Here is a 25,184-nt window from a genome sequence, read left to right as displayed (position 1 = left end):
GTTTTAAAATTTTCTTATTTTAACATCTTCTTTCTCCATCAATTCTTTAATCTTCTTTTGTTCCCAATCTTTACCGAAACCTATAGATTGAAAACCAAAAACCCCCATCCAATGAAAAAATATTCCAATTCCCCAGAAAAGCCACGTAGAATATACTCCAAAATTAGAAAGAGCATCTACTACATGGTATCCACTTTGCAGTAAGCCAAAAAGAATAACCCCGCTTATAAAAATATTTACCAAAACGTACACTATTAAATGAACGTAAAACCCTTTAATAGCTTTTACTCTTTTTTTAGCACGTATATAACTAGCTTCTTGTGTAAATTTTTGTTCCATTATCTTCTATTTTTTCGTTGTTTATCGGCTTCCATCATTTCTTTAATCTTTTTATCTTCCCAATTACTACCTAAAAAAATGTTGTAATTATTTACTTCTAAAAAGTGAAATGCCAATCCCATTCCCCATCCAAAAACAGGAAACCAGAACCAGTGAAATCCAGAAGAAAATCTTAAATTAATAAAGATTAAAAAAGGAATTACAATACAGTAAGAGGCTAAATTCTGGTAAAATTCTTTCAATTTTTCAACTTTCTCTACAGCTTTTATATATTTGCTATTTTCTAAATCGTCATTGTACATCATATCATTCATTTTATAAAGGAGCGGTAAACTCACGGTAAATGTTTTGTTATTATTTTCTATTTTCACTCCTTTTTGAGTGATTAAACCATATCTATCAGCAATATTTTGCAGCCCAACTTTGGTACTTTTCCCTATTGCATCTTTCGGGTTTACGTTGTTTTCTATAATTAAATAAGTATCTTCTTCATAAATATGAACAGTTAAAGGTTTAGAAGACGAAACCACATTATGTTTTACCGCATTTTCTAACAAAAGTTGTAGAGAAAGTGGCACAATTTTTAACTCATCATTACTAATGGAATCTGGAATATTAAATTTTACAGCATCTTCAAAACGCATTTCTAACAATTGCATATAGGTTTTAGCAAACTTTAACTCTTCTTCAACTGGCACTAAATCTTTATTTCTTTGCTCTAAAACATATCGATATACTTTAGAAAGTTTTGTGGTAAATTTTTCTGCTTGCGCAGGATTTTCGCCAATCAAACTCGTTAACACATTTAAGCTATTAAATAAAAAGTGAGGATCTAACTGATTTTTTAAAGACTCAAATTTTGCGGTTTCTGTTTTTGCTACAATCTGTTGTTGTGTACTCTCTTGCGTCATTGCAGATTTCCAGTTAATCATAAAACCTCTAGCATGCAAAAAAGCAGAAATTCCTAAGGAAAGAATAATGTAGAATAAATGAATCCAAAAATAATTTCCTTTAAAAAAAACAGCAACATCTACTCCATTTAAAACTACAAATACAATGTAGTCGATACTTAAAACTACAGGTACTGTATATAAAATAGTTGCAATAATACCAGACCAAATTCTTTGGTTTGTTAACGTAATCCAATCCCATTTAGAAGATAAATAGTTATTTATAAGTATGTTTCCAAAACCAAGACCAAAACAATACATACCAGAAATAATAAAAGACCATATAATATTTTCTAAGGTTCTTTGGCCAAATACAACTCCAAACAACAAACCAAATATTATAGTTAGCTTTAAGCACAAAAATGCTGATTTTTTAAAACTTTTAATAGTATAAACTTCTGGGTTTATCATGTTACTTATTCTTTAATAAAGACAATTATAGGAGCGTAATTTACTAAAATCTTATTTCTAAAGACACATTTGTATCAGTAACCATAAATTTTGCGTCTTCAAATTTTGGAGGTCCAAAAGTCATATTATTATTAGAAGCACCATAATTTTCTAGCGGCATTCCGTTTTGTTTAAAATCCATTTTATTATTACCGTTTTTATCGTGATAACAAATAATTGCATATTCACCTTCATTTACATTTTTAAAAGTGACTGTACTTACACCTTCTTCAATTATAGCATTAGCACTTTGTATCGATTTTAATCTAAAATTAGTTTTATCATATAATGCAAATACTACTTTACCAGTATTAGAAGTAATATTTACAACGGTTGCAGTAACTGTTTTGTTTTGTGCTGTTATAGTGTTTGTAATACATAACATTGCAGTTATTAAAATGGCTAAGATAAGTTTCATAAGATGTTGTTTTAATGGTTAATTATGATACAAATATGCAACAGCAATCTAGTTTTTAAAATTAAAGAATACTGAGTTGTATTTTTTTAAGGATGAATTGTAGTTTTTATATGGAATAAGCGATAATAAATAAAGAACAGTAATTTAAACATCATAAAAATTATGAAAAAGAGATTATTTAAGATATCTGTTGATTTATTTTTAACGCAAACTTCAATTTTGTTTAAATTTAATAAAACTTATAAAAAAGCACTACACTTTTGATAATACCTTTAAAAAAATATATACTTTAGCAGTATGATTACTTCAAGAAGAAATAAATTATGTACTACAATAGGTCCCAGCTTGCGCTTGCGCAACCGCCGTCGCTAATATTTTATCCTAGCAACAAGTTATCTTATTATAGTATTTATCCATTTATTTTTTTATCGTGAACATTACCTACAAAACTTACCTACAGCCTTTCGTTATTTTAAACAATAACAATTTACGACGTAGTTTTTCTTTTCGCCCTTTGGGTGTTTAGATAATTATAGAGTTTAGGTGAGTCCGATTCTACATTCAAAAAGAACAAACAACAACTTTAACAACATAAAAAACACAATGCAATGGAAATTGTAATTGCTAACAAATCACATACTGTTTACGCAGATATTATTTGTAAAACCATAGAAGATGCCGCTCAAGTTAGAGGTACAGGTATCGCAAAAAGAAAACCAGAATACGTTGCCACTAAAATGGAAAACGGTAATGCTGTTATAGCATTAGACAATGGTAAATTTGCAGGTTTTTGCTACATAGAACAATGGGGACATGGTAAATTTGTTGCCAACTCAGGTTTAATTGTACATCCAGATTATAGAAATATAGGACTTGCAAAATCTATTAAACAAGTAATCTTTAAACATTCTAGAACAAAGTTTCCAGATGCAAAAGTTTTTAGTATTACCACTGGTTTAGCAGTAATGAAACTAAATAGCGATTTAGGTTACAAACCCGTTACTTTTTCTGAACTTACAGACGATCAATCTTTTTGGGATGGTTGCCAAACTTGTAGAAACTACGATGTTTTAACAAGAACAGAAAGAAAAATGTGCTTGTGTACAGGGATGTTGTTTGATCCAAAAAACAATAATAAAGAAGCCTCTAAAGAGGTTAAAGAAAGCGTTTTTCAAAAATTAAAAAATATTAAACAGAACTTGTTTCTAAAAAAAGATAAATAATGAAAAAATTAGTAATTGCTTATAGTGGTGGTTTAGACACCTCTTATTGTGCCGTAAGTTTATCCAAAGAATATGATGTACATGCTGTAAGTGTTAACACTGGCGGATTTACAACAGAAGAAATTAAACACATAGAAAGTAACGCCTATAAAATGGGCGTTTCTACTTATAAAAATATTGATGCTGTTGCTACATTTTACAACAAAGTAGTAAAGTATTTAATTTTTGGAAACGTTTTAAAAAACAGTACCTATCCGCTTTCTGTTAGTGCAGAAAGAATTATTCAGGCAATTGAAATTGTAGAATATGCAAAAAGTATTGGTGCAGAATATATTGCACACGGAAGTACAGGTGCAGGAAACGACCAAGTTCGTTTTGATATGATTTTTCAAACCTTAGCTCCTGGTATAAAAATTATTACACCAATTAGAGACGGGAAATTAACAAGACAAGAAGAAATAGATTATTTAAAAGCTGAAGGAATTGATATGCCTTGGGAAAAATCTAAATATTCTGTAAATAAAGGTCTTTGGGGAACTAGTGTTGGTGGTGTAGAAACGTTAAAATCTGAATTGCCTTTACCTAGTGAAGCATATCCTTCTCAATTAGAAAAAGAAGGCGAAGAGAAAGTAACATTGACTTTTAAAAATGGTGAATTTGTTGCCTTAAACGGACAAGCAAACTTACCTGAAGTAAATATTGAAAACCTAAACAATATTGCTTCTAAGTTTGCAATTGGTAGAGATATTCATGTTGGTGATACTATTGTTGGTACAAAAGGTAGAGTTGGTTTTGAAGCTGCTGCAGCTTTAATTACCGTAAAAGCACACCATTTGTTAGAGAAACATACCTTAACAAAATGGCAATTACAACACAAAGAATATTTGTCTAGTTTCTACGGAATGCACTTGCACGAAGGTCAATATTTAGATCCTGTAATGAGAGATACGGAAGCTTTTTTACAAAGTTCTCAAAAAATGGTTTCTGGTAATGTGGTGGTTTCTTTAAAACCCTATCATTTTTCTTTAGACGGAATTATTTCTGACCACGATTTAATGTCTAGTGCATTTAGTACTTATGGTGAAGAAAATAAAGCGTGGACAGCAGATGACGCAAAAGGTTTTATTAAAATTTTAGGAAATCAGAATAAAATATACAGACAAGTAAATCAATAATGTTGCCTCATCCTGCAAGGTTTTAAAACATCCTGCAAGGTTTTCAAAACTTTGTAGGTATTTAATTAGTAGGAAAATTAATAGCTACAAGGTCAAAAAAAAGACCTTGCAGGATATTTAGATAATAAATACCATCAAAATGAAAAAATTAGAAGTAGGAATTATAGGAGGTGCAGGTTATACCGCTGGTGAATTAATCAGATTATTATTGAATCATCCAGAAACAAATATCAATTTTGTGTACAGTACTTCTAATGCTGGTAACAAATTATATAAAGTACACCAAGATTTAATTGGTGATACAGAAATTGATTTTACAAGCGACATAAATACAGATGTTGATGTTTTATTTTTATGCTTAGGTCATGGAAATTCAAAAGCTTTTTTAGAAAAAACTACTTTTTCTGACAAAACAAAAATTATCGATTTAAGTAACGATTTTAGATTACTTGCTGATAAAAATTTCGAAGGAAAAGACTTTGTGTACGGTTTACCAGAATTAGATAAAGAAAGTATAAAAACAGCTAAATATATTGCAAATCCGGGTTGTTTTGCAACTGCTTTACAATTGGCAATTTTGCCTTTGGCAGCAAATGGTTTGTTAAAGAACGATATTCATATTAATGCGGTAACTGGCGCAACAGGTGCAGGAACTTCTTTGTCTGCAACAACTCATTTTACCTATAGAGATAATAATTTTTCTCATTATAAAGCATTTAATCATCAGCATTTAGGGGAGATTAATCAGACTGTAAATCAGTTACAAAGTGATTTTAATTCTGAAATTAATTTTATGCCAAATAGAGGGAATTTCTCTAGAGGAATTTTTGCAACGACCTATACTAAGTTTGATGGCGCTATTGAAGAAGCTATAAAAATGTATAAGGAGTATTATAAAGATGCAGCTTTTACGTTTGTTTCTGAAAATGATGTGCACATGAAGCAAGTAGTAAATACAAACAAGTGTTTAATTGGTTTAGAAAAACACGGTAACAAATTATTAATTACAAGTACTATTGATAATCTATTAAAAGGAGCTTCTGGAGCAGCAATTCAGAATTTAAATTTAATGTATGGCTTTGAAGAAACACTAGGTTTAAAGTTAAAAGCAAATTACTTTTAATCTATTAAATGTATTCCTGCAAGGTTTTAAAAACCTTGTAGGTATAAAACTAAATAATAATTTACAAGGATAACTTTGTTTGTAAATAAATACCTACAAGGTCAAAAAAAAAGACCTTGCAGGATAAAAATAAAATATGAAAGCAGCAATTATTGGAGCAGGAAGTTTAGGACAATCTATCGCCAAAGGTTTATTAAAAAATAAGGTGGTAAGTTCTTTGTATTTAACAAAACGAAATACAAAATCTATTACCGATTTTAATATTTATGAAGAGGTAATTTTAACTTCGGATAATGAAGAAGCTGTTAAAAACTCTGATATTTTAATTTTTGCTGTTCAGCCAAGACATTTAGAAAATATTTTAAAAGATTTAAAACCACTTTTAAAAGAAAATCATGTGATTATTACAGTTATTACTGGGTTTTCTATCGCAAAAATTGAAGCGATTGTTGGAGTTGATAAATTTATTATTCGCTCTATGCCTAATACTGCAGCAGCAGTTGGACAATCTATGACCTGCCTTTCACCAAATACAAAAGGGAAAGAAAAAGTAGAGTTAGCAAAAACTATTTTTGATAGTTTAGGACAATCTTTAGAAATTCCGGAAGAGCAATTACAAGCAGCAACCGTTATTTGTGCAAGCGGAATTGCTTTTTGGATGCGTTTAATTAGGGCCACTACACAAGGTGCAATTCAGCTAGGTTTCGAAGCCGATGAAGCGCATAAATTAGCCATGCAAACTTGTTTTGGTGCCGCTAGTTTATTAAAAGAATCAGGCAATCATCCGGAAGCAGAAATAGACAGAGTTACCACTCCTGGAGGTTGTACCATAGAAGGTTTAAACGAAATGGAACACCAAGGTTTAAGCTCGTCTTTAATTAAAGGAATCAATAAATCTTTTGATAAAATAAATCAAATAAAAAACTAATCAACGGGTTTAAACCCATTGCTATAAAAAAATAATACTATGCCATTATTTAACGTTTACCCACTGTACAATGTTACTCCTGTAAAAGCTAAAGGAGTTTATGTTTATGACGAAAACAAAACGGAATATTTAGATTTATATGGCGGTCATGCTGTAATTTCTATTGGGCACGCACATCCAAAATATGTAGAAGCAATTACCAAGCAAGTTGCAAAACTAGGTTTTTATTCGAATGCAATTCAGAATCCGTTACAGGTTGAATTCGCGGATAAACTAGAAGCACTTTCTGGTTGTAAAGACTATGAATTATTTTTATGTAATTCTGGTGCTGAAGCAAATGAAAACGCCTTAAAGTTAGCTTCTTTTAAAACGGGAGAATCTAGAGTTATTGCATTTAAAAATGGTTTTCATGGTAGAACTTCTGCTGCAGTTGCTGCCACTGATAATAAAAATATTATTGCACCAATTAACGCACAACAAAAGGTTACTATTTTAGAGTTAAACGATATTGATGCTGTAAAAAAAGAACTAGAAAAAGGAGATGTTTGTGCTGTTATAGTAGAGTTTATTCAAGGAGTTGGTGGTTTAGACCAAGCAACTGCTGCGTTTTTTGAACAAGTAGACGTACTTTGTAAAGCAAACAATACTTTTTTTATTGCTGATGAAGTACAGTCTGGTTATGGACGTTCTGGTAAATTCTTTGCTTTTCAGCACTATAATGTAACTCCAGATGTTATTTCTATTGCAAAAGGAATGGGTAATGGATTCCCTATTGGAGGAATTTTAATTCACCCAGATATTGAAGCAAAATTCGGAATGTTAGGGACTACTTTTGGTGGAAATCATTTGGCTTGTGCTGCTGGTTTGTCTGTCTTAAAAGTAATTGAAGAAGAGAACTTAATAGATAATGTTAACGAAATGTCTGCATATTTTATAAAAATAGCAAAGACAATTCCGGAAATAAAAAATATTAAAGGTAGAGGTTTAATGCTTGGTTTAGAATTCGACTTTGAAGTTGGAGATTTACGTAAGAAATTAATTTATGACTATCATATTTTTACGGGTGGCGCAATGAATAAAAATCTATTGAGAATTTTACCGCCTTTAACTGTTAGAAAAGATCATATCGATCAGTTTTTTGAAGCTTTGGTTGATGCTTTGGGGGAATAAATATTTTTCTCGCAGAGACGCAAACGCGCAAAGATTTTCGTTGAAAGTAAATATATAAAACTGTAACTGAAAATTGTAACCTGTAATATTAAACGCAGAGAATTTTCGCAAAGAAAGCATTTTTTTTTGTTGAATGATACAGAGAACTGCAACTGTAAACTGAATACTTAAAAACATGAACACATTATTATCCATAGAAACAAGAAACGCTGTTTTACTTACAATGGCAGAACTTCTTAATAAAGAAAGAGAAGCTATTATAAACATCAACAAAAAAGATTTAGAAGCTTATAAAGGTGATGACATTTCTATGTTTGATCGCTTAAAAGCGGACGATAAAAAAGTGGATGAAATGATTGCTGCTGCTAAACATTTAGCTTCTCAAGAAGATCCTGTTGGTGTAGAGCGTTTTAGTTTTAAGCATGATAACGGCATGCAAGTTTATAATAAGACAGCTTCTTTTGGTACCATTCTTATTATTTATGAATCGAGACCAGATGTTACTGTGGAAGCTGCAGGAATTGCTTTTAAATCTGGAAATAAAATACTTTTAAAAGGAGGAAAAGAGTCGTTAAATTCGAACTTAAAAATTGTAGCATTATGGCATGAGGCTTTAAAACAGCACAATGCTGCTACAGATTGGGTAGAATACTTACAATTCAACAGAACTGAGACACAGGCTTTTTTAGAAAAACCAACGCAGAAAGTAGATTTAATTGTACCTCGTGGTGGCGAACGTTTAATTGCTTTTGTAAAAGAACACGCTACTTGCCCAGTTATTATTAGCGGACGAGGAAACAACTTTGTGTATGTGGAAAAAGAAGCGGATTTAGATATTGCAATTGATGTGATTATCAATGGAAAATCTAAAATATCTGCTTGTAATGCAGTTGATAAAGTTTTAATTGATGCAAACCTTCCGAATAAAGAAGTATTCATCAAGAAATTAATAGCAAAATTAAATGAAGCTAAAATTCAGGTTTTGGGTGATGAAACTGTAGCTAAAAACCATCAGTTAGAACAAATTTCATCAAACGAAGTTTGGTACGAAGAGTTTTTAGATTATAAAATTGTGATTGGAGAAATTGCTACTAATTCAGATGCAATTGCCATGATAAATAAATATGCTGGCGGACATTCATCTGCAATTATTACAAAAGAAATTAATACAGCAAAAGTATTTATGGAAAACGTAGATACAGCAGTTGTGTATCATAACGCTTCCACTCGTTTTACAGATGGTGGGCAATTAGGTTTGGGTGGCGAATTGGCAATTAGTACAGACAAACTACACCAACGTGGCCCTATTGGTTTACAGCATTTGGTTACCAATAAATGGTACGTTCATGGAAACGGACAAGTAAGAAATTAGCAGTTTCACAGTGGCAGTTGGCAGTAACAGAAACTGTAAATTAACTACCTTAGAGAAATCAAGAAGTAATAGTTCGAAATTAAATTAGATGCAAAAAAAGAAACGTATTTTACTAAAAATAGGCTCTAACACGCTTACCAAAGAAACCGATAATATTTCTAGAGGAAAAATTGAAGATATTGCGAATCAGATTGTAAAATTACAAGATACTTGCGAGTTTATTATTGTAAGTTCTGGAGCAATTGCCGTAGCTAAACAGTTTGTAAAGCTAGAAAGTAAACACGAAGAAGTTTTTGTAAAACAAGCGTTGGCTTCTATTGGTCAGCCACATTTAATTAGAATTTATCAAGAAATATTTAGAGAATATGGATTATTGAGTTCTCAGTGCCTTCTCTCCTATTCAGATTTTGAAAAACAACAAAGTAAAACCAATATTGTAAACACTATTAATGTGTTGGTTAATAATAATTACATTCCTATTATTAACGAAAATGACACCGTTGCAACGGATGAAATTCAGTTTGGTGACAATGATAAATTAGCAGCTTTAACGGCTACTTTACTAGAGGTAGATTTGTTAATTATTGCAACAAACACAAACGGAATTTATACTAAAGAATCATTCAAAAATAATACCCCAGAAACTATTTTAGAAGTTGATGATTTTGAAGGTTTAAAAAAAGAAGTTGTGAGTTCTAAATCATCCCACGGAAGTGGCGGAATGGCTTCTAAAATTGAAGCAGCAGAACTTGCTAAAAATGCAAACATAGAAACATGGATTGTAAACGGTTTAGAAGATAATTTTATTACCAATGCTTTTGAAAATAAGGTTGCGTTTACAAAAATAAAATAATGAATAGCAAGGGGTTTCAACCCCTTGTAAAAAAATAGAGAATGAAAAATTACACCTCCATTAACGACATAGACAACATTAATTCTTGGATTGAAGAAGCCAAAGAAATTAAAGCAAATCCTTTTAAAAACAAAGAATTAGGAAAAAACAAAACATTAGGATTGTTATTTTTCAACTCAAGTTTACGTACGCGTTTAAGCACTCAAAAAGCAGCTTTAAATTTAGGAATGGATCCTATTGTTATGAATGTTTCTGGTGATGCTTGGGGAATTGAATTTGGCGATGGAACGGTTATGAATGGTAACACAGCAGAGCATATTAAAGAAGCCGCAGCAGTAGTTTCTCAATATTGCGATGTTATTGCAGTAAGAGCTTTTCCGAGTTTAACAGATAAAGAAAAAGACGAAAGCGAACAGGTTTTAAAATCTTTTGTAAAATTTGCTTCTGTACCCATTGTTAGTATGGAGAGTGCTACTGGTCATCCTTTGCAAGGTTTAACAGATGCAATTACTATTGCTGAAAATTCTACTAAAAAGAAACCAAAAGTTGTACTAAGTTGGGCTCCACATGTAAAAGCTTTGCCACATGCTGTTGCAAATAGTTTTGTACAGGCAATGCAGAAAATGGATGTTGAATTTGTTATTGCTAATCCGGAAGGATATAATTTGAATCCGAAAATTACAAAGGACACGCCTATTTATCACAACCAAGATGAAGCGTTTAAAGATGCCGATTTTGTGTACACCAAAAACTGGAGTTCTTATGAAGATTACGGACAAGTATTAAGTACAAATCCTAATTGGATGATTACCAAAGAAAAAATTGGTGATGCCAAATTTATGCACTGTTTGCCTGTTAGAAGAAATGTTGTAGTAGAAGATGCTGTTTTAGATAGCGATGCTTCTTTAGTTATTGAGCAAGCAAATAACAGAACATACGCAGCACAATTAGTGTTAAAGAAAATATTAGAAAACAATTAAAGTCATTGCGAGGCACGAAGCAATCTGTTTTATAATAGAGAGATTACTTCGTCATTCTTCCTCGCAATGACTTATATTTAAAATAAAATGGAAAAACTATCAATCATAAAAATTGGGGGAAACATTATAGAAGATGATACTTCTTTAAATGCTTTTCTAAAATTATTTTCTAATTTAGAAGGAAAGAAAATTTTAGTTCATGGTGGCGGAAAACGTGCAACTCATATTGCCTCTAAATTAGGTGTTGAATCTAAAATGGTAAACGGTAGACGCATCACAGATGCTGAAACATTAGAAGTAATAACCATGGTTTACGGAGGTTTGGTAAACAAAAACATTGTTGCCAAATTACAAGCTTTACAAATAGATGCTATTGGTTTAACCGGAGCGGATATCAATAGTATACAATCAGAAAAAAGACCAGTAAAAGACATTGATTTTGGTTTTGTTGGTGATGTAAAAGAAGTAGCTTCTAATTCTATTGATAAATTAATTAAAGCTGATTTTACACCTGTTTTTTGTGCGATTACACATGATGGAAACGGACAATTGCTAAACACAAATGCAGATACCATTGCAAGTACTATTGCTGTTGGAATGAGCAAAATATACGAAACATCCATTTACTATTGTTTTGAATTAAATGGTGTTTTAAGTGATTTTAATGATAAAAACTCAGTAGTTAAACAAATCAATTCTAAAACATATCAAGAATTATTAACAGCTGAAATTATTACAGACGGAATGATTCCGAAAATAGATAATTGCTTTGATGCATTAAACAATGGAGTCTCTAAAGTACATATTGGAAACACTGCTATGTTAACAAATGAAAACGATAATTATACGACCATAACATTATAAATATGACGTTACAAAAATTAACAGAAAACGCAATTTCACTTTTAAAGAACTTAATTGAAACACAATCATTTTCTACAGAAGAAGAAAACACAGCAAAACTTATTGAAGGTTGGTTTATAGAAAATGAAATCCCTTTTAAAAGAACAAAAAATAATATTTGGGCAACCAACAAACATTTTGATGAAAGCAAACCTACCCTATTGCTAAACTCTCATCATGATACTGTGTTCCCAAATTCGGCCTATACAAATGATCCTTTAAAAGCATTTGTAGAAGACGGTAAATTATACGGTTTAGGTTCTAATGATGCTGGTGGTTGTTTGGTTTCTTTAATAGCAACTTTTACCAATTTCTACGCACAAGAAAACTTAAAATACAACATCGTTATTGTTGCTTCTGCAGAAGAAGAAAATTCGGGTCCGGATGGATTAAATAGTATGTTAGCAATCATACCTCATATTGATGTAGCTATTGTTGGCGAACCTACTTTAATGAATTTAGCAGTTGCGGAAAAAGGTTTAGTAGTTTTTGATGCGGTGGTAGAAGGAACTCCAAGTCATGCTGCACACCCAAATAATAACAATTCTATTTACAATACTATTGAAGTTTTACAATGGTTTAAAGATTTTAAGTTTGAAAAACCTTCTGTTGCTTTAGGTGATGTAAAAATGACGGTTACTCAAATTTCTGCCGGTTCTCAACACAATGTTGTACCTGCGCATGTAGATTTAGTGGTAGATGTTCGTGTAAACGATGCATATTCTAATAAAGAAATTGCAGACATATTACAAGAAAAATCGCCTTGTACAAAAATTACTGCAAGAGGTTTAAAACACAACTCCTCTTCTATTTCTATAGAACACGATTTAGTAAAAGCAGGTATTGCAATGGGAAGAGAAACCTATGGTTCTCCTACATTATCTGACCAAGCTTGCTTAACTTGTCAATCTTTAAAATTAGGCCCTGGAGACAGTACACGTTCTCATTCTGCAAATGAATTTATATATTTGGCAGAAATTGAAGAAGGAATTAAAATATACGTGGAGTTATTAAAACGTGTAATTGTTTAAATAATAATGTTATTCCTGCAAGGTTTCTAAAACCTTGTAGGTATAAAATATCTTACAAGGCTTCAAAATTCTTGTAAGTCTGAAAATTAATAATGTAATAATACCTACAAGGTCTTGAAGACCTTGCAGGATAAATAAAAAAATATGAAACTTTGGGATAAAGGATTTTCAATAGATCAGCAAATAGAAAAATTTACCGTTGGTAATGATAGAGAAATTGATATGCATATTGCAAAATATGATGTTCAAGCTTCTTTAGCACACGCTATAATGCTAGAATCTATTGGTATTATTACTGCTGATGAATTGAAAGATTTAAAAAGAGGCTTACAAGAATTAGCTAACGATATTGAAAACGGAACCTTTGTTATAGAAGCTTCTTTTGAAGATGTACACTCTAAAATTGAATGGGAATTAACAAATAAATTAGGCGAAGTTGGTAAGAAAATCCACACAGCTCGCTCTAGAAATGACCAAGTTTTAGTGGCACTTCAATTATATTATAAAGAGAATTTAGCGATTATCAATGATAAAACGAAGACCTTATTTGATACACTTTTAGGTTTAGCAGAAACGCATAAAGAAAGCTTATTACCTGGTTATACACATTTACAAGTTGCTATGCCATCATCTTTCGGCTTATGGTTTTCTGCCTATGCAGAGTTATTAGTAGATGATGTATATATGTTAAATGCAGTTGCTAAGGTTGTAGATCAAAATCCGTTAGGTTCTGCTGCTGGTTACGGTTCTTCTTTTCCTATTGATAGAGAATTAACCACTAAAGAATTACACTTTGCTACTTTAAAATATAACGTAGTTGCTGCGCAATTAAGTAGAGGAAAAAGTGAACGATCTATTGCTTCCGCCTTAGGCGGATTGTGTAATACCATGTCTCGTTTTGCAATGGATGTTTGTTTGTATATGAGTCAGAATTTTAATTTCATTTCTTTTCCAGATGAATTAACAACAGGAAGTAGCATTATGCCACACAAGAAAAACCCTGATGTTTTTGAATTAATTCGTGGAAAATGTAATAAAATTCAGGCGTTACAAACAGAAATGATATTAATTACAAATAACCTTCCAACTGGTTACCATAGAGATTATCAATTATTAAAAGAAAATATTATTGCAGCTTTTGAAGATGTAAAAGATATTTTAGACATCTTTAATTACTCTATTCAGCAAGTAATTGTAAAAGATATTGATTTGAATGATGAAAAATATCAATATTTATTTACGGTAGATAGCATTAACAATTTAGTGGTTGACGGTATGTCTTTTAGAGAAGCGTATCAACAAATAGGCGGACAGGTACAAGCAGGAACGTACAAACCAGATTTAGGAAAACAACATACACATGTTGGTAGTATTCACAATTTATCTTTGGATAAAATTGCTGAGAAATATCCGAAGTAAAATATTTTTTAAACACAAAAAAAAAATCCAAATTCATAATGAATTTGGATTTTTTAATTTATAAAATAATTTAATATAATTGCTATAAATAAAAGTTAACTCCAACGGATGTACTAAATACATCAAACACACTAACATCTTTTGCCGTAATTGCATACCATAAATAGGTTTCTACGGTTCCAAGTTCTAAATAAAAATCTACTCCTTTAAAAAGTTTTGGTTTCTTAAAATCTTTGTGCACTAAAGCTCCACCAAAAAAAGTAAAATGAACAGCCGTAGGTACATAATAGCCTTCTGGGTAAAAACTAGGAAGCGTTGTAAAAGAATTCGTTCCTATATCTAAAGTTGTAGTAAAACCTGCTATAGGTGTTATTGTTAAATTTTCTCCAATTACTTTTCTATAAATAGGAAACGTATTCTTAATTGTAATTAAATGTATATTATCTGCTTTAGAAGCAAATTCAGGTACAAATCCATACAATAATTCTGAATACAATACTTTATCAAATAACTGATAACCAGCACCTACTGAAAAAAGGCCTATATTTCCTGCAAATTGTGCTTTTACATAATCTGGCACATACCAAGATTTTTCTTTAACGATAACAGTTTCTTGCGCATAAACATTGTTAAATAATAACAACAATATAGATACTGTAAATATTTTTCTAATTTTCATTTAATTATAATTCTATCAATTCAACACTAAATCCTTTCTCTTTCACAGATACTATATTATACGCTTTCTCTTTCACAGCAGGCGCAGTTAGATAACTTACTTCACCTTCTTCATAAAGATAACTGTGCGTATGCCCATGAATAGATAATGGAACATTGTTTTCTAACATTATAGATCTATATTTTTCTCTTAATTCATCATCAAATTGATCTCCATAAGGAGGTATATGAGCAATAACAAATACTTGATTAAAAGAGGTATTGTCTTTTAATTCTAATTTTAACCAATCAAAATCTAACTCCTTTTCACTTTCCCAAACAACATCATCAAAAAGAACAAACTTATTATTATTAAACTCAAAAGAGTAATTATAATCACCGAACATTTTTTTATAAATAATACCTCCATTTATATTATAGTCATGGTTTCCAATAACTGTTAAATAAGGTTTCTTCAGTTTAGACATGATATCATGAAAAATTTCATACTCCCTTAATAATGCTTGATCTGCAATATCTCCTCCAAAAATTACAAATTTAATATCATCTCTTTTATTCATATCGTCAACAACTTTACTAAGTTGATCATAAAAAAAATGCACATCAGATAAAAAAGCGAATTTAAACTCTTTAGAATCTACTGGAATATTCTCCAATAATTTTAAATTTTTATCAGTAGTATTTTGTTGTTCGCTTTTAACGTTTGCTTCATAAACACTAAATTCAAAAGGATGTTTACAGCCTATAAAAACAACGGTAAGACTCAGTAATAGTATTCTAATATATTTCATTTATTTTATCTAAATTTTAAAATTTCGTGCAAACTTATAGAATAAGTAGACGACATAAAAACATAAACTTACATTAAGTAAAAGAAAAATTAAAATTAGAAAACTAGTTACACTTAACACCTTATCTACCTTTAATTTAACTAATAAAAAAACAAGAATTAAATACCTAAGAATAATCTAATGACTGTTCAATTACCAAAACAGCAATCTATTAATTTGTCTATATAATAGGTTTCGAAAAAAAAATAAAGAAACAACCAAAGAGGATATTTACCTATTTCACTAAGAATTTCCCTTAAAAATGTATTAGAATCACTTAATTAAGCAATAATTATAGCTTATTTTGATTTTTAAATTTTATATTTAAAACTTAACCCTAAAAAAAATAATAGTAATGTTTTGGTTTCATCCAGATTTAGAACGCTTAGAAAATCAGATTCGAGAATTAGAATACAATCCTAAAACGATTTTTTACGGTAGTTCTACAATAACTCAATGGAATAGTTTACCCTCTACTTTTAAAGAGCACAGCACCATAAACTTAGGGTTTGGAGGTTCTACATTGGCTGCTTGTACTTGGTTTTTTGATCGTATTTTTAAAAACATAAAAGACATAGATGCAATTGTAATTTATGCTGGAGATAATGACTTAGGAGAAGGCAGACATCCTGAAGAAGTGATCTTATTTTTAGAAAATTTATTACTTAAAATAAGAACAAAATACGGTAATATAAAATGCTCTTATATTTCTATAAAACCCAGTATTGCAAGAAGTCATCAGCTAGAAAGTATAAATTTTACAAATAAAAACATTCAAAAATTAATGTCTAAAGACGATAATTTTCATTTTGTAAATATTTATGATGCCTTATTAGATAAAAAAGGGAAACCTAATAGCAAGTATTTTAAAGAAGATGGATTGCATTTTAACTCTAAAGGTTACAATCTATTAGAGAAAACACTCTTAAAACATCCTAAAATTTTTCCTCAAAAAATACTCGAAAAAATATATTAAAAGAGTACTTTAATGGAATAATTTTTTTCCATGAAAAGAGAATATCATAAATGGTATAGTCACAGTCTTAAAAAAGAAATGGAACTTCTTGTATTTGGTTATGCGGGAGCAAAAGTTTTATTTTTCCCACCAAGAATGGGACGTTTTTACGATTATGAAAATTGGAAAATTATTGCAGCCTTAGCGCAAAAAATAACAAATGGAGAACTACAAATTTTTTGCGTAGATAGTGTAGATTTAGAATCTTTTTATAACAGTTTTAAAGACCCAGGATATCGTATTTATAGACACATACAATATGAAAACTATGTTCTAGAAGAAGTACTGCCTTTTGCAAATTTAAAAAACTCTAATGCAAATGTAGTTTCTGCTGGTTGCAGTTTAGGTGCATACCATGCAGTAAATATAGCCATGCGGCATCCCACATTGTTTTCTAAAGTTGTTGGTATGAGTGGCCGTTATGATTTAACAAAATCTAAAGGTTCATTTAAAGATTTGCTAAGTGGTTTTCATAATGAGTTTGTGTATTTTAATATGCCAAATCAATACTTAAAAAATTTAAATGATCCCCATTTAATCTCACAATTGAGTAAAATGGATATTATATTAGCCATCGGAAAAGAAGACTCCTTTTTAGAAAGCAATTATAAATTATCTAATATTTTACAAGAAAAAGGAATTCCACACCACTTATTTCAATGGCAAGAAGAAGCACATAAAGCATACTATTGGCGTACAATGGTAGATATCTATTTTTAAAAACACATTTATGAAACTAAGACTAATTTTTTTCTTTATGGCTATATCCTTTGTTAAATTACAAGCACAAAATGAAGTTATCTCTCTTTGGACAACCATACCAAATAGCATAGAAACCAGCGAAGAGGAAGTTATAGAAAATGGAGATATTGTTAAAATATCAAAAGTTAAAAAACCAACATTAGAAATTTACACTCCATCAAAACGAAGTGCAACGGACAAAGCTGTAATTATATGTCCGGGTGGTGGTTATACCATGTTAGCCTATGATTGGGAAGGCACTGAAATTGCAAAATGGTTTAATAGCAAAGGAATTACTGCTTTTGTTCTAAAATATAGATTACCAAATTCTAAATCTCTAAAAACACCCAATGAAGCACCTTTACAAGATGCTCAAAGAGCTATTAGATGGGTTCGTTTTAATGCTGATAAATTAGGTGTTAATCCAAATAAAATAGGTGTAATTGGTTTTTCTGCTGGCGGACATTTAGCTGCTACTTTAGGAACTCAGTTTAATACTAAAAATAATTTTAAAGAAGAACCTATAGATACCATTTCTGCAAGACCCGATTTTATGGCTTTAATTTACCCTGTAATTACTATGCAGAATGATTATACACACAAAGGTTCTAGAAATCAATTGATAGGTAAAAAGCCTTCACAAGAATTAATAGAAAAATACTCTAATGAATTACAAGTTACAGAAAAAACACCTCCTACTTTTTTAGTACACTCCTCAAATGATGATGTAGTACCTGTAGAAAATAGTTTGCAGTTTTACAAAGCACTAAATGATAAAAAAGTAAAAGTAGAAATGCATATTTACCCGTATGGTGGTCACGGTTTTTCTTTAGCTACACATCAAGAGGGATATTTACATACTTGGATATACCGATTAGATGACTGGTTGAAAACACTTTAACTTAAATTTGTTGTATTTTACGCTATCACTATTTGCAAAAAACCACTTACTTTTAATAATGAGATATCTTATTTATTTAATATAATTTAGAAGGAAATTGAGTCTTTATTCTTTAAAAATGGATGATACAATACCCCTCTTTTATATCTTCATTTTTAAATAATTTTATATGAGCTATTTATTTACATATTATATAATTTAAGGGTAAAATAATTACTAAAATCTCAACAAAAATCGGTTTTAAATGGCTCAAAAAACAAGTATCTTTGTGCTCTTAAATTTATAAAAATGCCAAAAATTTCATCAGTAAAACATTCCGAATTTGTACTTATTGGAGGCGGTATTATGTCTGCAACATTAGCCATCTTACTTTTTGAAAAATTTCCTGGAAAGAAAATAACCATTATAGAAAAGCTACCTACAATAGCTCAAGAAAGTTCTGAAGCTTGGAACAATGCAGGAACCGGACATGCAGGAAATTGTGAATTGAATTATACTCCAGAAAAAAAAGGTACTGTAGATATTACAAAAGCAGTCAATATTTCGGAGCAATTTACAGAAACCTATAATTTTTGGAAAGATTGTGAAGAAAAAGGATACATCAACAATTTATCAAAATGTATAAGTGAAGTTCCGCATTTAAGCTTTGTTAAAGGAAAAAAAGATGTTGATTTTTTAGAAAAACGTTACAACGTTATAAAAGATAACCCGCAGTTTAAGGGGATGCTTTTCTCTAAAGATAAAGAACAAGTAAAAAACTGGCTACCTTTAATGATGGAAGGAAGAGCTGATAAAGAAGAAGTTGCTGCTACCTTTTTTGAAAAAGGATATGATGTTAATTTTGGAGAAATAGCAGAACAAATTTTTCGTTATTTAAAAAAACAAGACAACGTAGAGTTATTAAATCATAGTAGTGTGTCTAATATTCAAAAGTCTAAAAGAGGCAATTGGGTAGTAACTATAAAAGGGCAAAACATTGGTAAAAATTGGATGATAGCTTCTAATTACCTTTTTATTGGTGCTGGTGGCGGTACATTGCCTTTGCTAGAAAAAGCAAATATTAAAGAAGCAAAAGGATATGGAGGTTTTCCTATAAGTGGTCTTTGGTTACGTTGTACCAATCCAGAAATTATAGAAAGACATAATGCAAAAGCTTACGGAAAAGCAGGTCGTGGTGCACCACCAATGTCTGTACCTCACATGGATTCTAGAATGATTAACGGTAGAAAAGAATTGTTATTTGGCCCTTTTGCAGGCTTTACAACTAAATTCTTAAAACATGGTTCTATGTTTGATTTACCTAGATCTGTAGAATTTGATAATATTATGAGCTTATTAGGTGCAGGTTACCAAAACCTACCGCTAGTAAAATATTTAATACAACAAGTAAGATTATCGTTTAAAGACAGAATGGATGAATTAAGAGCTTTTTATCCTGAAGCAAACAATGATGATTGGAAAACTGTAATTGCAGGACAACGTGTTCAAATTATAAAAAGGAACAAGAAAGGATTTGGTAAATTAGAATTTGGAACAGAAATTATAATTTCTGAAGATAAAAAAATTGCTGCTCTTTTAGGTGCATCGCCAGGAGCATCTACTTCTTACTCTGTAATGAAAGAAGTATTTAATAAAAGTTTTAAATAGCGGTTTGAAATTATAAAATTCTATTAAAAAGAGCGATTATAAAGTGTTTTGGTGGCATTTTAAGTATCACTTGTAAATCTTCATACACAGAAGTTTCTTCATCTAAAAATTTCAATATTTTTTTAGGTGAAGAACGTTTAAATAAATTTGAAAAAAGAAAAGACCCTAAGTGGTTTTTTTTACTTAAAATATCTAATAACAATAAATCATAAAACCAAAATTTATTTATTTTATGAAATTTAAGTAAGGGTTTATTCTGTTTTAAATGATTGGTTAACTCAATTGTTTTTTTATTGATATTTTTAAAAGTAAAACCAGTACTTGCTTTAGACCAACCACCTGCAGTACCAATATGAATAATATTTTTAGAATTTTTATTCCAAAACTTATAGCACGTCATTGGTATCAAACCCTGTTCTTTTTCAATAATTTTATAATTGGTAATATTTTTACTCTCTAAGTAACTTTCTATCTCCTCTTTATAAATATTGTATGCCAATAAGTCTTTTGAAAATAATGTATATTCAAACAAAGCTTCTCTTTTACTGTAAGGAAGTATATACATAAAACGCGTATTTCCTTTTTGTGCCACTGTAAAATCCATAAAAGTGGCTGCACTATCATCAAAAGAATCTTCTTGTGTTTGTATAAAAAAACCAACAAAATGCTGTCTTAAAACAGGATATTTAGTCTGTTTTTTATAAGCATCACTCAAAATACTATTAAGGACTGTTGCTGTTTTTAAAACTTTATTTTCTGTAATTACTTCTGCTTCGGACGAATGTTGATTCATACTAATTACATTTTCTTCAAGAAAAGAAATGTTAGCTTTCGATGCTATTTGATTCCATATTTTTTTATAAAAATCTTTACTTCTAATCATTTTATATTGATAAGGAGTAATACATTCTACACTGCTATAAATAGCACTCTTAAATACAATTTTTTTCCAAGAAGCCGTTAAAATAGCATTCCACTCGCCATCTTCTTCTTCCCAATAACACCAAGTTTTATCGTTAACTTGCTTTTTAACTTTATCTATAATTAATATAGACTTATCATCAAAAAAAGAATCTTTAGACATTCTGTAAGCCATCATTAGGCCAGACGCTCCCCCACCAACAATTATGTAGTCGTAGTAATTCAAAATAGATATACAGTAGTGTGTTTAGTAATAAGTGATAGAATTTCAGGAAATTAGTTTAAATTCAATACGTTCTAAACCCTTAAAGTTTTGGTTTTTTAAAATATTTAAACGGTACAAATAACATTCCAAAGCACTCTCCTTCTTCTTTTCCTAAATGCTTATGATGCATTTTATGAGCTTTTCTCAAACCTCTTAAGTAACGATTATTGGTATGTTTAAACCATTTAAAACGTTGATGAATTAAAACATCATGCACTAAAAAGTAAGCAATTCCGTATAGTAAAATTCCAAGTCCTATAAAAAACAAGAACGTAAATTCTGTATACGTACCAAAATAAAAAAGCAATATACTTGGCATTGCAAAAACAATAAAATAAGCATCGTTTTTCTCAAAAATTCCTTGGTATTTTGGCTGATGATGATCTGCATGCAAATACCAACCAAAACCATGCATTACAAATTTGTGTGTAAACCAAGAAACACATTCCATAAAAAGAAAAACACCTAAAGTAATTAGAACAAAGACCATTAAATAATATTTAATTTATATTTTACGTAACTTCTAGCTAACAAATTTATTTTCATCGGATTTGATATACGAATTCTAGTATCCATAATTTTTTCTGATGGAACTTCTTTTAATTTTTTAAGCAATCTTTTATAATATCGATATGCCATATAAACACCAAACTTCGCTTCAACAGGCAATTTAAGAATTCCGTTTTGATAAGCAAATTCAAAATCTGCTTCAATTTCATCAATAATCAACTGTTTAGAAGATGCATTTAATTCACCTAAATTTATATTCGGAAAATAAGAGCGATTCAACACTTCAAAATCATCTTTTAAATCACGTAAAAAATTCACTTTCTGAAAAGCAGACCCTAAACTCATAGCAGCATCCTTTAGTTCATCAAATCTTTTATCGTCACCATCAACAAAAACCTTTAAACACATTAATCCAACAACATCTGCAGAACCATAAATATACGCATCATATTCCTCTTTCGTTTGATATTCTGTTTTAAATAAGTCTGCTTTCATACTTTTTAAAAAGGCTTGCACCATTTTGTCTGGTATTTTGTATTTATGAACCGTTTGATGAAAAGAATTTAAAATAGGGTTTAGACTAATACCAAGCTCTTTTGCTAGATAATAATCTTTTTCAAAATGATCCATTAAAAGCTCCTTATCATAATCATGAAAAGAATCTACAATTTCATCTGCAAAACGCACAAAACCATAAATATTATAAATATCTGTTCTAATTTTTGGAGACAACATATTTACAGCTAAAGAAAAAGAAGTGCTGTATTTTTTGGTAACCAATTTACTGCACTCACTAGAAACGCTGTCAAATAATTCTTTCATAATTACAGTTGTTTTTTTAATATTAATTCTGATGCAATTTTTCCTGATATTAAAGCAGGAGGAACTCCAGGACCAGGAACTGTTAACTGCCCAGTAAAATACAAATTTTTTATTTTACTACTTTTAATTTTTGGTCTTAAAAAAGCAGTTTGTAAAAGTGTATTTGCCATTCCGTATGCATTTCCTTTGTAAGAGTTGTATTCACTTTTAAAATCATTTACACAAAAAGACTTTTTAAACAACACATGTTTTTTTACTTCTTGATCTGTTAGCTTCTCAAACCGATCCATAATTTTATGAAAATATTCTTCTCTCAATTCTTCTGTATCTTCTATTCCTGGAGCTAACGGAATTAAGAAAAAACCAGCTTCTTTACCCTCTGGTGCAGATGTTTTATCTGTAATAGATGTAAAATTCGCATAAAAAAGAGGATCTGTTGGCCATTGCGGATTGTCATAAATTTCTTTAGCATGTGCATCAAAATCGGTATCAAAAAACAACGTATGATGACTTGCATTTTTTATTTTTTTATCAAAACCAACATAAAACAATAAAGAAGATGGAGCAAAAGTTTTTTTCTCCCAATAACTCTCTGCATATTGTCTTACATTTTTATCTAACAAAGTTTCTGTATGGTGATAATCTGCTCCACTTAAAACTAAATCGGTTTTAATTTCTTTTCCGTTTACCAATAAACCGGTTACATTTTTATTTGTATCAGTTATAATTTTTTCAACATTTGCACTTGTTTGAAACCTTACCCCTAAACTTTTAGCTAAAGATACCATACCTTCTATAACGGTATACATCCCTCCTCTTGGATGCCAGGTTCCGAGTCCGAAATCTGCATAATTCATAAAATTATAAAATGCAGGAGTGTTATTTGGTTTTGCACCTAAAAACAATACCGGAAATTCTAAAATCTTAATTAATTTTTCACTTTTTATATCTTTTCTAACTTGTTTTCTTATGGTTGAAAAAAACTGAGAAACTCTTGCAATAGTTGTTGTATTTACCAATTCTAAAGGAGAAACTCCTGGTTGATATACCAAATCTTTTATAGCTGTATCATAATTAGATTTTGCTGAATCTAAAAAAGTTTTTAAATGCTTGGCACTTCCTTTTTCTTCATCTTCAAAAAGTTTATAAATATCTTTTAATTCACTTGCTATTTTAACAGATGAATTTTCTCCAAAATAAACTTCATAACCAGGATTTAATTTATCTAACGTATAATAATCGGATGGTTTTTTACCAAAATCAGCAAAAAAACGCTCAAAAACATCTGGCATCCAGTACCAAGACGGACCAATATCAAAAGTAAAACCATCTTTTTTGTACTGTCTTGCTCTACCTCCTAAACTATCATTTTTTTCTAAAACAATAACTTCATACCCTGCTTTTGCTAGATAGCAAGAAGCAGATAAAGCAGAAAAGCCTGATCCTATTATATAAATTTTCTTATTCATTTTTAATTTTGTTTAACAAATATACAATTTTATTAAACATAAAATTGAAAATATCAAATTACATTATTTTTAAAAAATCGGTTATAACATCATATAACTCAATTCTTGGACTTAAATCTAAGTGTTTTACGAGGTTCACTTTTTGACCAATTGCTATAAACGTTTTATCTGAATTACGTATCATAGCATCTATATCTTTAAAATAATCTTCTATTTTATCATCATAAGGCTTTATTGTTAAAGAGGTAATAAAACAAATTTCATTGTTACTCTCTAAAAAATAATCCAAATTATCTAAAGGCAAACTTTGGCCTAAATATACGGTATGAAACCCTCTTAAAACAAGTTCGTAATTTAAATATAAAAGTCCTATTTCATGAATTTCATTTTCTGGTAAAAACAACACAAATGTTTTACTTGTATTAGAAATATTAAACTGTAGTTCTTCTGTATTTATAAGAATTTTCTGTACTATTAAATTAGAAATAAAATGCTCATGTGCTGGTTTTAAAGTGTCTGTTTGCCACAATAAACCTACATCATTTAAAAAAGGAATAAACACTTCTTTAAAAATTTCTTGGAAAGTTTTTTCTTCTAAAAGCTTATGATAAACGGTATTAAACAAGAGTTTATCAAACTGAAACATCGATAGTTTTAGAGCATTAATAGATTCATCTTTTAAAGATTTTCCAAAAGCTAATGCTCTAGTTTGCAAAATTAGTTCTTCATCAGACATTTTTGCAATCTTAGAAATCTTAAAATCATTATTATTTAGTAAAACAATATTTAAAAGTTTCTGTAAATTTTCATTAGAATAAAAACGAATATTAGTTTCGGTTCTTTTAGGTTCTAAAAGATTATACCTCTTTTCCCAAATACGAATTGTATGTGCTTTTATCCCAGAAATATTTTCTAGGTCTTTAATAGTAAAATCTAACTTAATATTGTTCAATATATTTTATTTTTGGTTCAACAAAGTTAAAGAAAAAACAAAGAATAAAATATTTTTTATTTAAAATGTAACAATTTGTACTTTTCCACTACTAATAGA

The 25,184-nt window shown here is 29.9% G+C and carries 25 protein-coding genes; 15 read left to right on the top strand and 10 right to left on the bottom strand.

What is annotated here, in order from left to right:
- Positions 1 to 3 precede the first annotated feature (3 nt).
- The 3 genes from KV700_RS00805 to KV700_RS00795 are packed head-to-tail and all read right to left on the bottom strand — an operon-like array spanning position 4 to position 2,157.
- A complete protein-coding gene (locus tag KV700_RS00805) occupies positions 4 to 339 on the bottom strand; it encodes a 2TM domain-containing protein (protein WP_166386387.1) in 336 nt (111 codons plus the stop codon).
- Positions 339 to 1,700: a 2TM domain-containing protein gene (locus KV700_RS00800; RefSeq protein WP_166386385.1), complete on the bottom strand. Its 1,362-nt coding sequence runs from the start codon at positions 1,698 to 1,700 to the stop codon at positions 339 to 341. Before KV700_RS00800 ends, KV700_RS00805 begins: the two co-directional genes overlap by 1 nt.
- Positions 1,701 to 1,743: 43 nt before the next feature.
- On the bottom strand, positions 1,744 to 2,157 hold the full coding sequence (locus KV700_RS00795; RefSeq protein WP_218598734.1) for a DUF2141 domain-containing protein: 414 nt from the start codon (positions 2,155 to 2,157) through the stop codon (positions 1,744 to 1,746).
- Between the two features lie 608 nt (positions 2,158 to 2,765).
- Here KV700_RS00795 and KV700_RS00790 point away from each other — a divergent pair.
- The 11 genes from KV700_RS00790 (at position 2,766) to argH (ending at position 14,334) form a co-directional block, all read left to right on the top strand.
- On the top strand, positions 2,766 to 3,380 hold the full coding sequence (locus tag KV700_RS00790; protein ID WP_166386381.1) for a GNAT family N-acetyltransferase: 615 nt from the start codon (positions 2,766 to 2,768) through the stop codon (positions 3,378 to 3,380).
- Positions 3,380 to 4,555 carry an argininosuccinate synthase gene (locus KV700_RS00785; protein ID WP_166386379.1) on the top strand — a complete coding sequence of 392 codons (1,176 nt, stop codon included), beginning with the start codon at positions 3,380 to 3,382 and terminating at the stop codon, positions 4,553 to 4,555. The genes KV700_RS00790 and KV700_RS00785 overlap by 1 nt, the downstream gene beginning before the upstream one ends.
- A gap of 139 nt (positions 4,556 to 4,694) precedes the next feature.
- On the top strand, positions 4,695 to 5,678 hold the full coding sequence (gene argC / locus KV700_RS00780; protein ID WP_218598733.1) for an N-acetyl-gamma-glutamyl-phosphate reductase: 984 nt from the start codon (positions 4,695 to 4,697) through the stop codon (positions 5,676 to 5,678).
- Between the two features lie 136 nt (positions 5,679 to 5,814).
- Positions 5,815 to 6,606, top strand: coding sequence for a pyrroline-5-carboxylate reductase (gene proC / locus KV700_RS00775; RefSeq protein ID WP_218598732.1), 792 nt, complete (start codon positions 5,815 to 5,817; stop codon positions 6,604 to 6,606).
- A gap of 39 nt (positions 6,607 to 6,645) precedes the next feature.
- On the top strand, positions 6,646 to 7,776 hold the full coding sequence (locus tag KV700_RS00770; protein ID WP_218598731.1) for an aspartate aminotransferase family protein: 1,131 nt from the start codon (positions 6,646 to 6,648) through the stop codon (positions 7,774 to 7,776).
- Between the two features lie 175 nt (positions 7,777 to 7,951).
- The gene (locus KV700_RS00765; protein WP_218598730.1) at positions 7,952 to 9,148 is read left to right on the top strand and encodes a glutamate-5-semialdehyde dehydrogenase; all 1,197 of its coding nucleotides are present in this window, start codon (positions 7,952 to 7,954) and stop codon (positions 9,146 to 9,148) included.
- An 88-nt stretch (positions 9,149 to 9,236) separates the two neighbouring features.
- Complete coding sequence (gene proB / locus KV700_RS00760) at positions 9,237 to 10,001, top strand: glutamate 5-kinase (RefSeq protein WP_166386369.1); 765 nt, start codon at positions 9,237 to 9,239, stop codon at positions 9,999 to 10,001.
- A gap of 41 nt (positions 10,002 to 10,042) precedes the next feature.
- Entirely contained in the window at positions 10,043 to 10,981 is a 939-nt protein-coding gene (locus KV700_RS00755; RefSeq protein WP_218598729.1) for an N-acetylornithine carbamoyltransferase, read from the top strand.
- 87 nt (positions 10,982 to 11,068) lie between these two features.
- Positions 11,069 to 11,845: an acetylglutamate kinase gene (gene argB / locus KV700_RS00750; protein WP_218598728.1), complete on the top strand. Its 777-nt coding sequence runs from the start codon at positions 11,069 to 11,071 to the stop codon at positions 11,843 to 11,845.
- 2 nt (positions 11,846 to 11,847) lie between these two features.
- The gene (locus KV700_RS00745) at positions 11,848 to 12,915 is read left to right on the top strand and encodes a M20 family metallo-hydrolase (RefSeq protein ID WP_218598727.1); all 1,068 of its coding nucleotides are present in this window, start codon (positions 11,848 to 11,850) and stop codon (positions 12,913 to 12,915) included.
- A gap of 144 nt (positions 12,916 to 13,059) precedes the next feature.
- On the top strand, positions 13,060 to 14,334 hold the full coding sequence (gene argH, locus KV700_RS00740) for an argininosuccinate lyase (RefSeq protein WP_218598726.1): 1,275 nt from the start codon (positions 13,060 to 13,062) through the stop codon (positions 14,332 to 14,334).
- 82 nt (positions 14,335 to 14,416) lie between these two features.
- Here argH and KV700_RS00735 read toward each other — a convergent pair whose 3' ends face one another.
- Positions 14,417 to 15,013 carry a hypothetical protein gene (locus KV700_RS00735; RefSeq protein ID WP_218598725.1) on the bottom strand — a complete coding sequence of 199 codons (597 nt, stop codon included), beginning with the start codon at positions 15,011 to 15,013 and terminating at the stop codon, positions 14,417 to 14,419.
- A gap of 4 nt (positions 15,014 to 15,017) precedes the next feature.
- A complete protein-coding gene (locus KV700_RS00730; RefSeq protein ID WP_166386357.1) occupies positions 15,018 to 15,803 on the bottom strand; it encodes a metallophosphoesterase in 786 nt (261 codons plus the stop codon).
- 394 nt (positions 15,804 to 16,197) lie between these two features.
- On the opposite strand from KV700_RS00730, the gene KV700_RS00725 reads away from it, so the two are divergent.
- The 4 genes from KV700_RS00725 to mqo all read left to right on the top strand — a co-directional run bounded on the left by KV700_RS00725 (position 16,198) and on the right by mqo (position 20,146).
- Entirely contained in the window at positions 16,198 to 16,818 is a 621-nt protein-coding gene (locus KV700_RS00725; protein ID WP_218598724.1) for a GDSL-type esterase/lipase family protein, read from the top strand.
- A 30-nt stretch (positions 16,819 to 16,848) separates the two neighbouring features.
- Positions 16,849 to 17,577: an esterase family protein gene (locus tag KV700_RS00720; RefSeq protein ID WP_218598723.1), complete on the top strand. Its 729-nt coding sequence runs from the start codon at positions 16,849 to 16,851 to the stop codon at positions 17,575 to 17,577.
- A 10-nt stretch (positions 17,578 to 17,587) separates the two neighbouring features.
- Complete coding sequence (locus KV700_RS00715; RefSeq protein WP_218598722.1) at positions 17,588 to 18,499, top strand: alpha/beta hydrolase; 912 nt, start codon at positions 17,588 to 17,590, stop codon at positions 18,497 to 18,499.
- A gap of 288 nt (positions 18,500 to 18,787) precedes the next feature.
- Positions 18,788 to 20,146, top strand: coding sequence for a malate dehydrogenase (quinone) (mqo, locus tag KV700_RS00710; RefSeq protein ID WP_166386349.1), 1,359 nt, complete (start codon positions 18,788 to 18,790; stop codon positions 20,144 to 20,146).
- A gap of 10 nt (positions 20,147 to 20,156) precedes the next feature.
- On the opposite strand, the gene KV700_RS00705 is transcribed toward mqo, so the two are convergent.
- The 5 genes from KV700_RS00705 to KV700_RS00685 form a co-directional block, all read right to left on the bottom strand.
- The gene (locus KV700_RS00705; protein WP_218598721.1) at positions 20,157 to 21,293 is read right to left on the bottom strand and encodes a lycopene cyclase family protein; all 1,137 of its coding nucleotides are present in this window, start codon (positions 21,291 to 21,293) and stop codon (positions 20,157 to 20,159) included.
- Positions 21,294 to 21,372: 79 nt separating this feature from the next.
- Positions 21,373 to 21,822 (bottom strand): sterol desaturase family protein, encoded by a 450-nt coding sequence (locus KV700_RS00700; protein WP_218598720.1) that lies wholly within the window; start codon positions 21,820 to 21,822, stop codon positions 21,373 to 21,375.
- The gene (locus tag KV700_RS00695) at positions 21,822 to 22,664 is read right to left on the bottom strand and encodes a phytoene/squalene synthase family protein (protein WP_166386342.1); all 843 of its coding nucleotides are present in this window, start codon (positions 22,662 to 22,664) and stop codon (positions 21,822 to 21,824) included. Before KV700_RS00695 ends, KV700_RS00700 begins: the two co-directional genes overlap by 1 nt.
- Before the next feature lie 2 nt (positions 22,665 to 22,666).
- Positions 22,667 to 24,133, bottom strand: coding sequence for an NAD(P)/FAD-dependent oxidoreductase (locus tag KV700_RS00690; protein ID WP_218598719.1), 1,467 nt, complete (start codon positions 24,131 to 24,133; stop codon positions 22,667 to 22,669).
- Between the two features lie 58 nt (positions 24,134 to 24,191).
- Positions 24,192 to 25,085: a MerR family transcriptional regulator gene (locus KV700_RS00685; protein ID WP_166386338.1), complete on the bottom strand. Its 894-nt coding sequence runs from the start codon at positions 25,083 to 25,085 to the stop codon at positions 24,192 to 24,194.
- Positions 25,086 to 25,184: the final 99 nt, after the last annotated feature.

Origin of the sequence: Polaribacter sp. NJDZ03 (genome assembly GCF_019263805.1) — a bacterium.
Classification (GTDB): Bacteria; Bacteroidota; Bacteroidia; order Flavobacteriales; family Flavobacteriaceae; genus Polaribacter.
Note: the sequence above shows the minus strand (reverse complement) of the source record. Positions and strands in the feature narration are given on the sequence as shown.

Excerpts from the sequence above, each read along its gene's own strand:
- KV700_RS00745 (WP_218598727.1), top strand. The coding sequence starts at position 11,848 with ATGACGTTACAAAAATTAACAGAAAACGCAATTTCACTTTTAAAGAAC.
- KV700_RS00715 (WP_218598722.1), top strand. The coding sequence starts at position 17,588 with ATGAAACTAAGACTAATTTTTTTCTTTATGGCTATATCCTTTGTTAAA.
- KV700_RS00755 (WP_218598729.1), top strand. The coding sequence starts at position 10,043 with ATGAAAAATTACACCTCCATTAACGACATAGACAACATTAATTCTTGG.
- KV700_RS00700 (WP_218598720.1), bottom strand. The coding sequence starts at position 21,822 with ATGGTCTTTGTTCTAATTACTTTAGGTGTTTTTCTTTTTATGGAATGT.
- argH (WP_218598726.1), top strand. The coding sequence starts at position 13,060 with ATGAAACTTTGGGATAAAGGATTTTCAATAGATCAGCAAATAGAAAAA.
- KV700_RS00720 (WP_218598723.1), top strand. The coding sequence starts at position 16,849 with ATGAAAAGAGAATATCATAAATGGTATAGTCACAGTCTTAAAAAAGAA.
- KV700_RS00805 (WP_166386387.1), bottom strand. The coding sequence starts at position 339 with ATGGAACAAAAATTTACACAAGAAGCTAGTTATATACGTGCTAAAAAA.
- mqo (WP_166386349.1), top strand. The coding sequence starts at position 18,788 with ATGCCAAAAATTTCATCAGTAAAACATTCCGAATTTGTACTTATTGGA.
- KV700_RS00800 (WP_166386385.1), bottom strand. The coding sequence starts at position 1,700 with ATGATAAACCCAGAAGTTTATACTATTAAAAGTTTTAAAAAATCAGCA.
- KV700_RS00785 (WP_166386379.1), top strand. The coding sequence starts at position 3,380 with ATGAAAAAATTAGTAATTGCTTATAGTGGTGGTTTAGACACCTCTTAT.
- proB (WP_166386369.1), top strand. The coding sequence starts at position 9,237 with ATGCAAAAAAAGAAACGTATTTTACTAAAAATAGGCTCTAACACGCTT.
- KV700_RS00795 (WP_218598734.1), bottom strand. The coding sequence starts at position 2,157 with ATGAAACTTATCTTAGCCATTTTAATAACTGCAATGTTATGTATTACA.
- proC (WP_218598732.1), top strand. The coding sequence starts at position 5,815 with ATGAAAGCAGCAATTATTGGAGCAGGAAGTTTAGGACAATCTATCGCC.
- KV700_RS00730 (WP_166386357.1), bottom strand. The coding sequence starts at position 15,803 with ATGAAATATATTAGAATACTATTACTGAGTCTTACCGTTGTTTTTATA.
- KV700_RS00725 (WP_218598724.1), top strand. The coding sequence starts at position 16,198 with ATGTTTTGGTTTCATCCAGATTTAGAACGCTTAGAAAATCAGATTCGA.
- KV700_RS00790 (WP_166386381.1), top strand. The coding sequence starts at position 2,766 with ATGGAAATTGTAATTGCTAACAAATCACATACTGTTTACGCAGATATT.
- KV700_RS00765 (WP_218598730.1), top strand. The coding sequence starts at position 7,952 with ATGAACACATTATTATCCATAGAAACAAGAAACGCTGTTTTACTTACA.
- argB (WP_218598728.1), top strand. The coding sequence starts at position 11,069 with ATGGAAAAACTATCAATCATAAAAATTGGGGGAAACATTATAGAAGAT.
- KV700_RS00770 (WP_218598731.1), top strand. The coding sequence starts at position 6,646 with ATGCCATTATTTAACGTTTACCCACTGTACAATGTTACTCCTGTAAAA.
- KV700_RS00695 (WP_166386342.1), bottom strand. The coding sequence starts at position 22,664 with ATGAAAGAATTATTTGACAGCGTTTCTAGTGAGTGCAGTAAATTGGTT.
- KV700_RS00735 (WP_218598725.1), bottom strand. The coding sequence starts at position 15,013 with ATGAAAATTAGAAAAATATTTACAGTATCTATATTGTTGTTATTATTT.
- argC (WP_218598733.1), top strand. The coding sequence starts at position 4,695 with ATGAAAAAATTAGAAGTAGGAATTATAGGAGGTGCAGGTTATACCGCT.
- KV700_RS00690 (WP_218598719.1), bottom strand. The coding sequence starts at position 24,133 with ATGAATAAGAAAATTTATATAATAGGATCAGGCTTTTCTGCTTTATCT.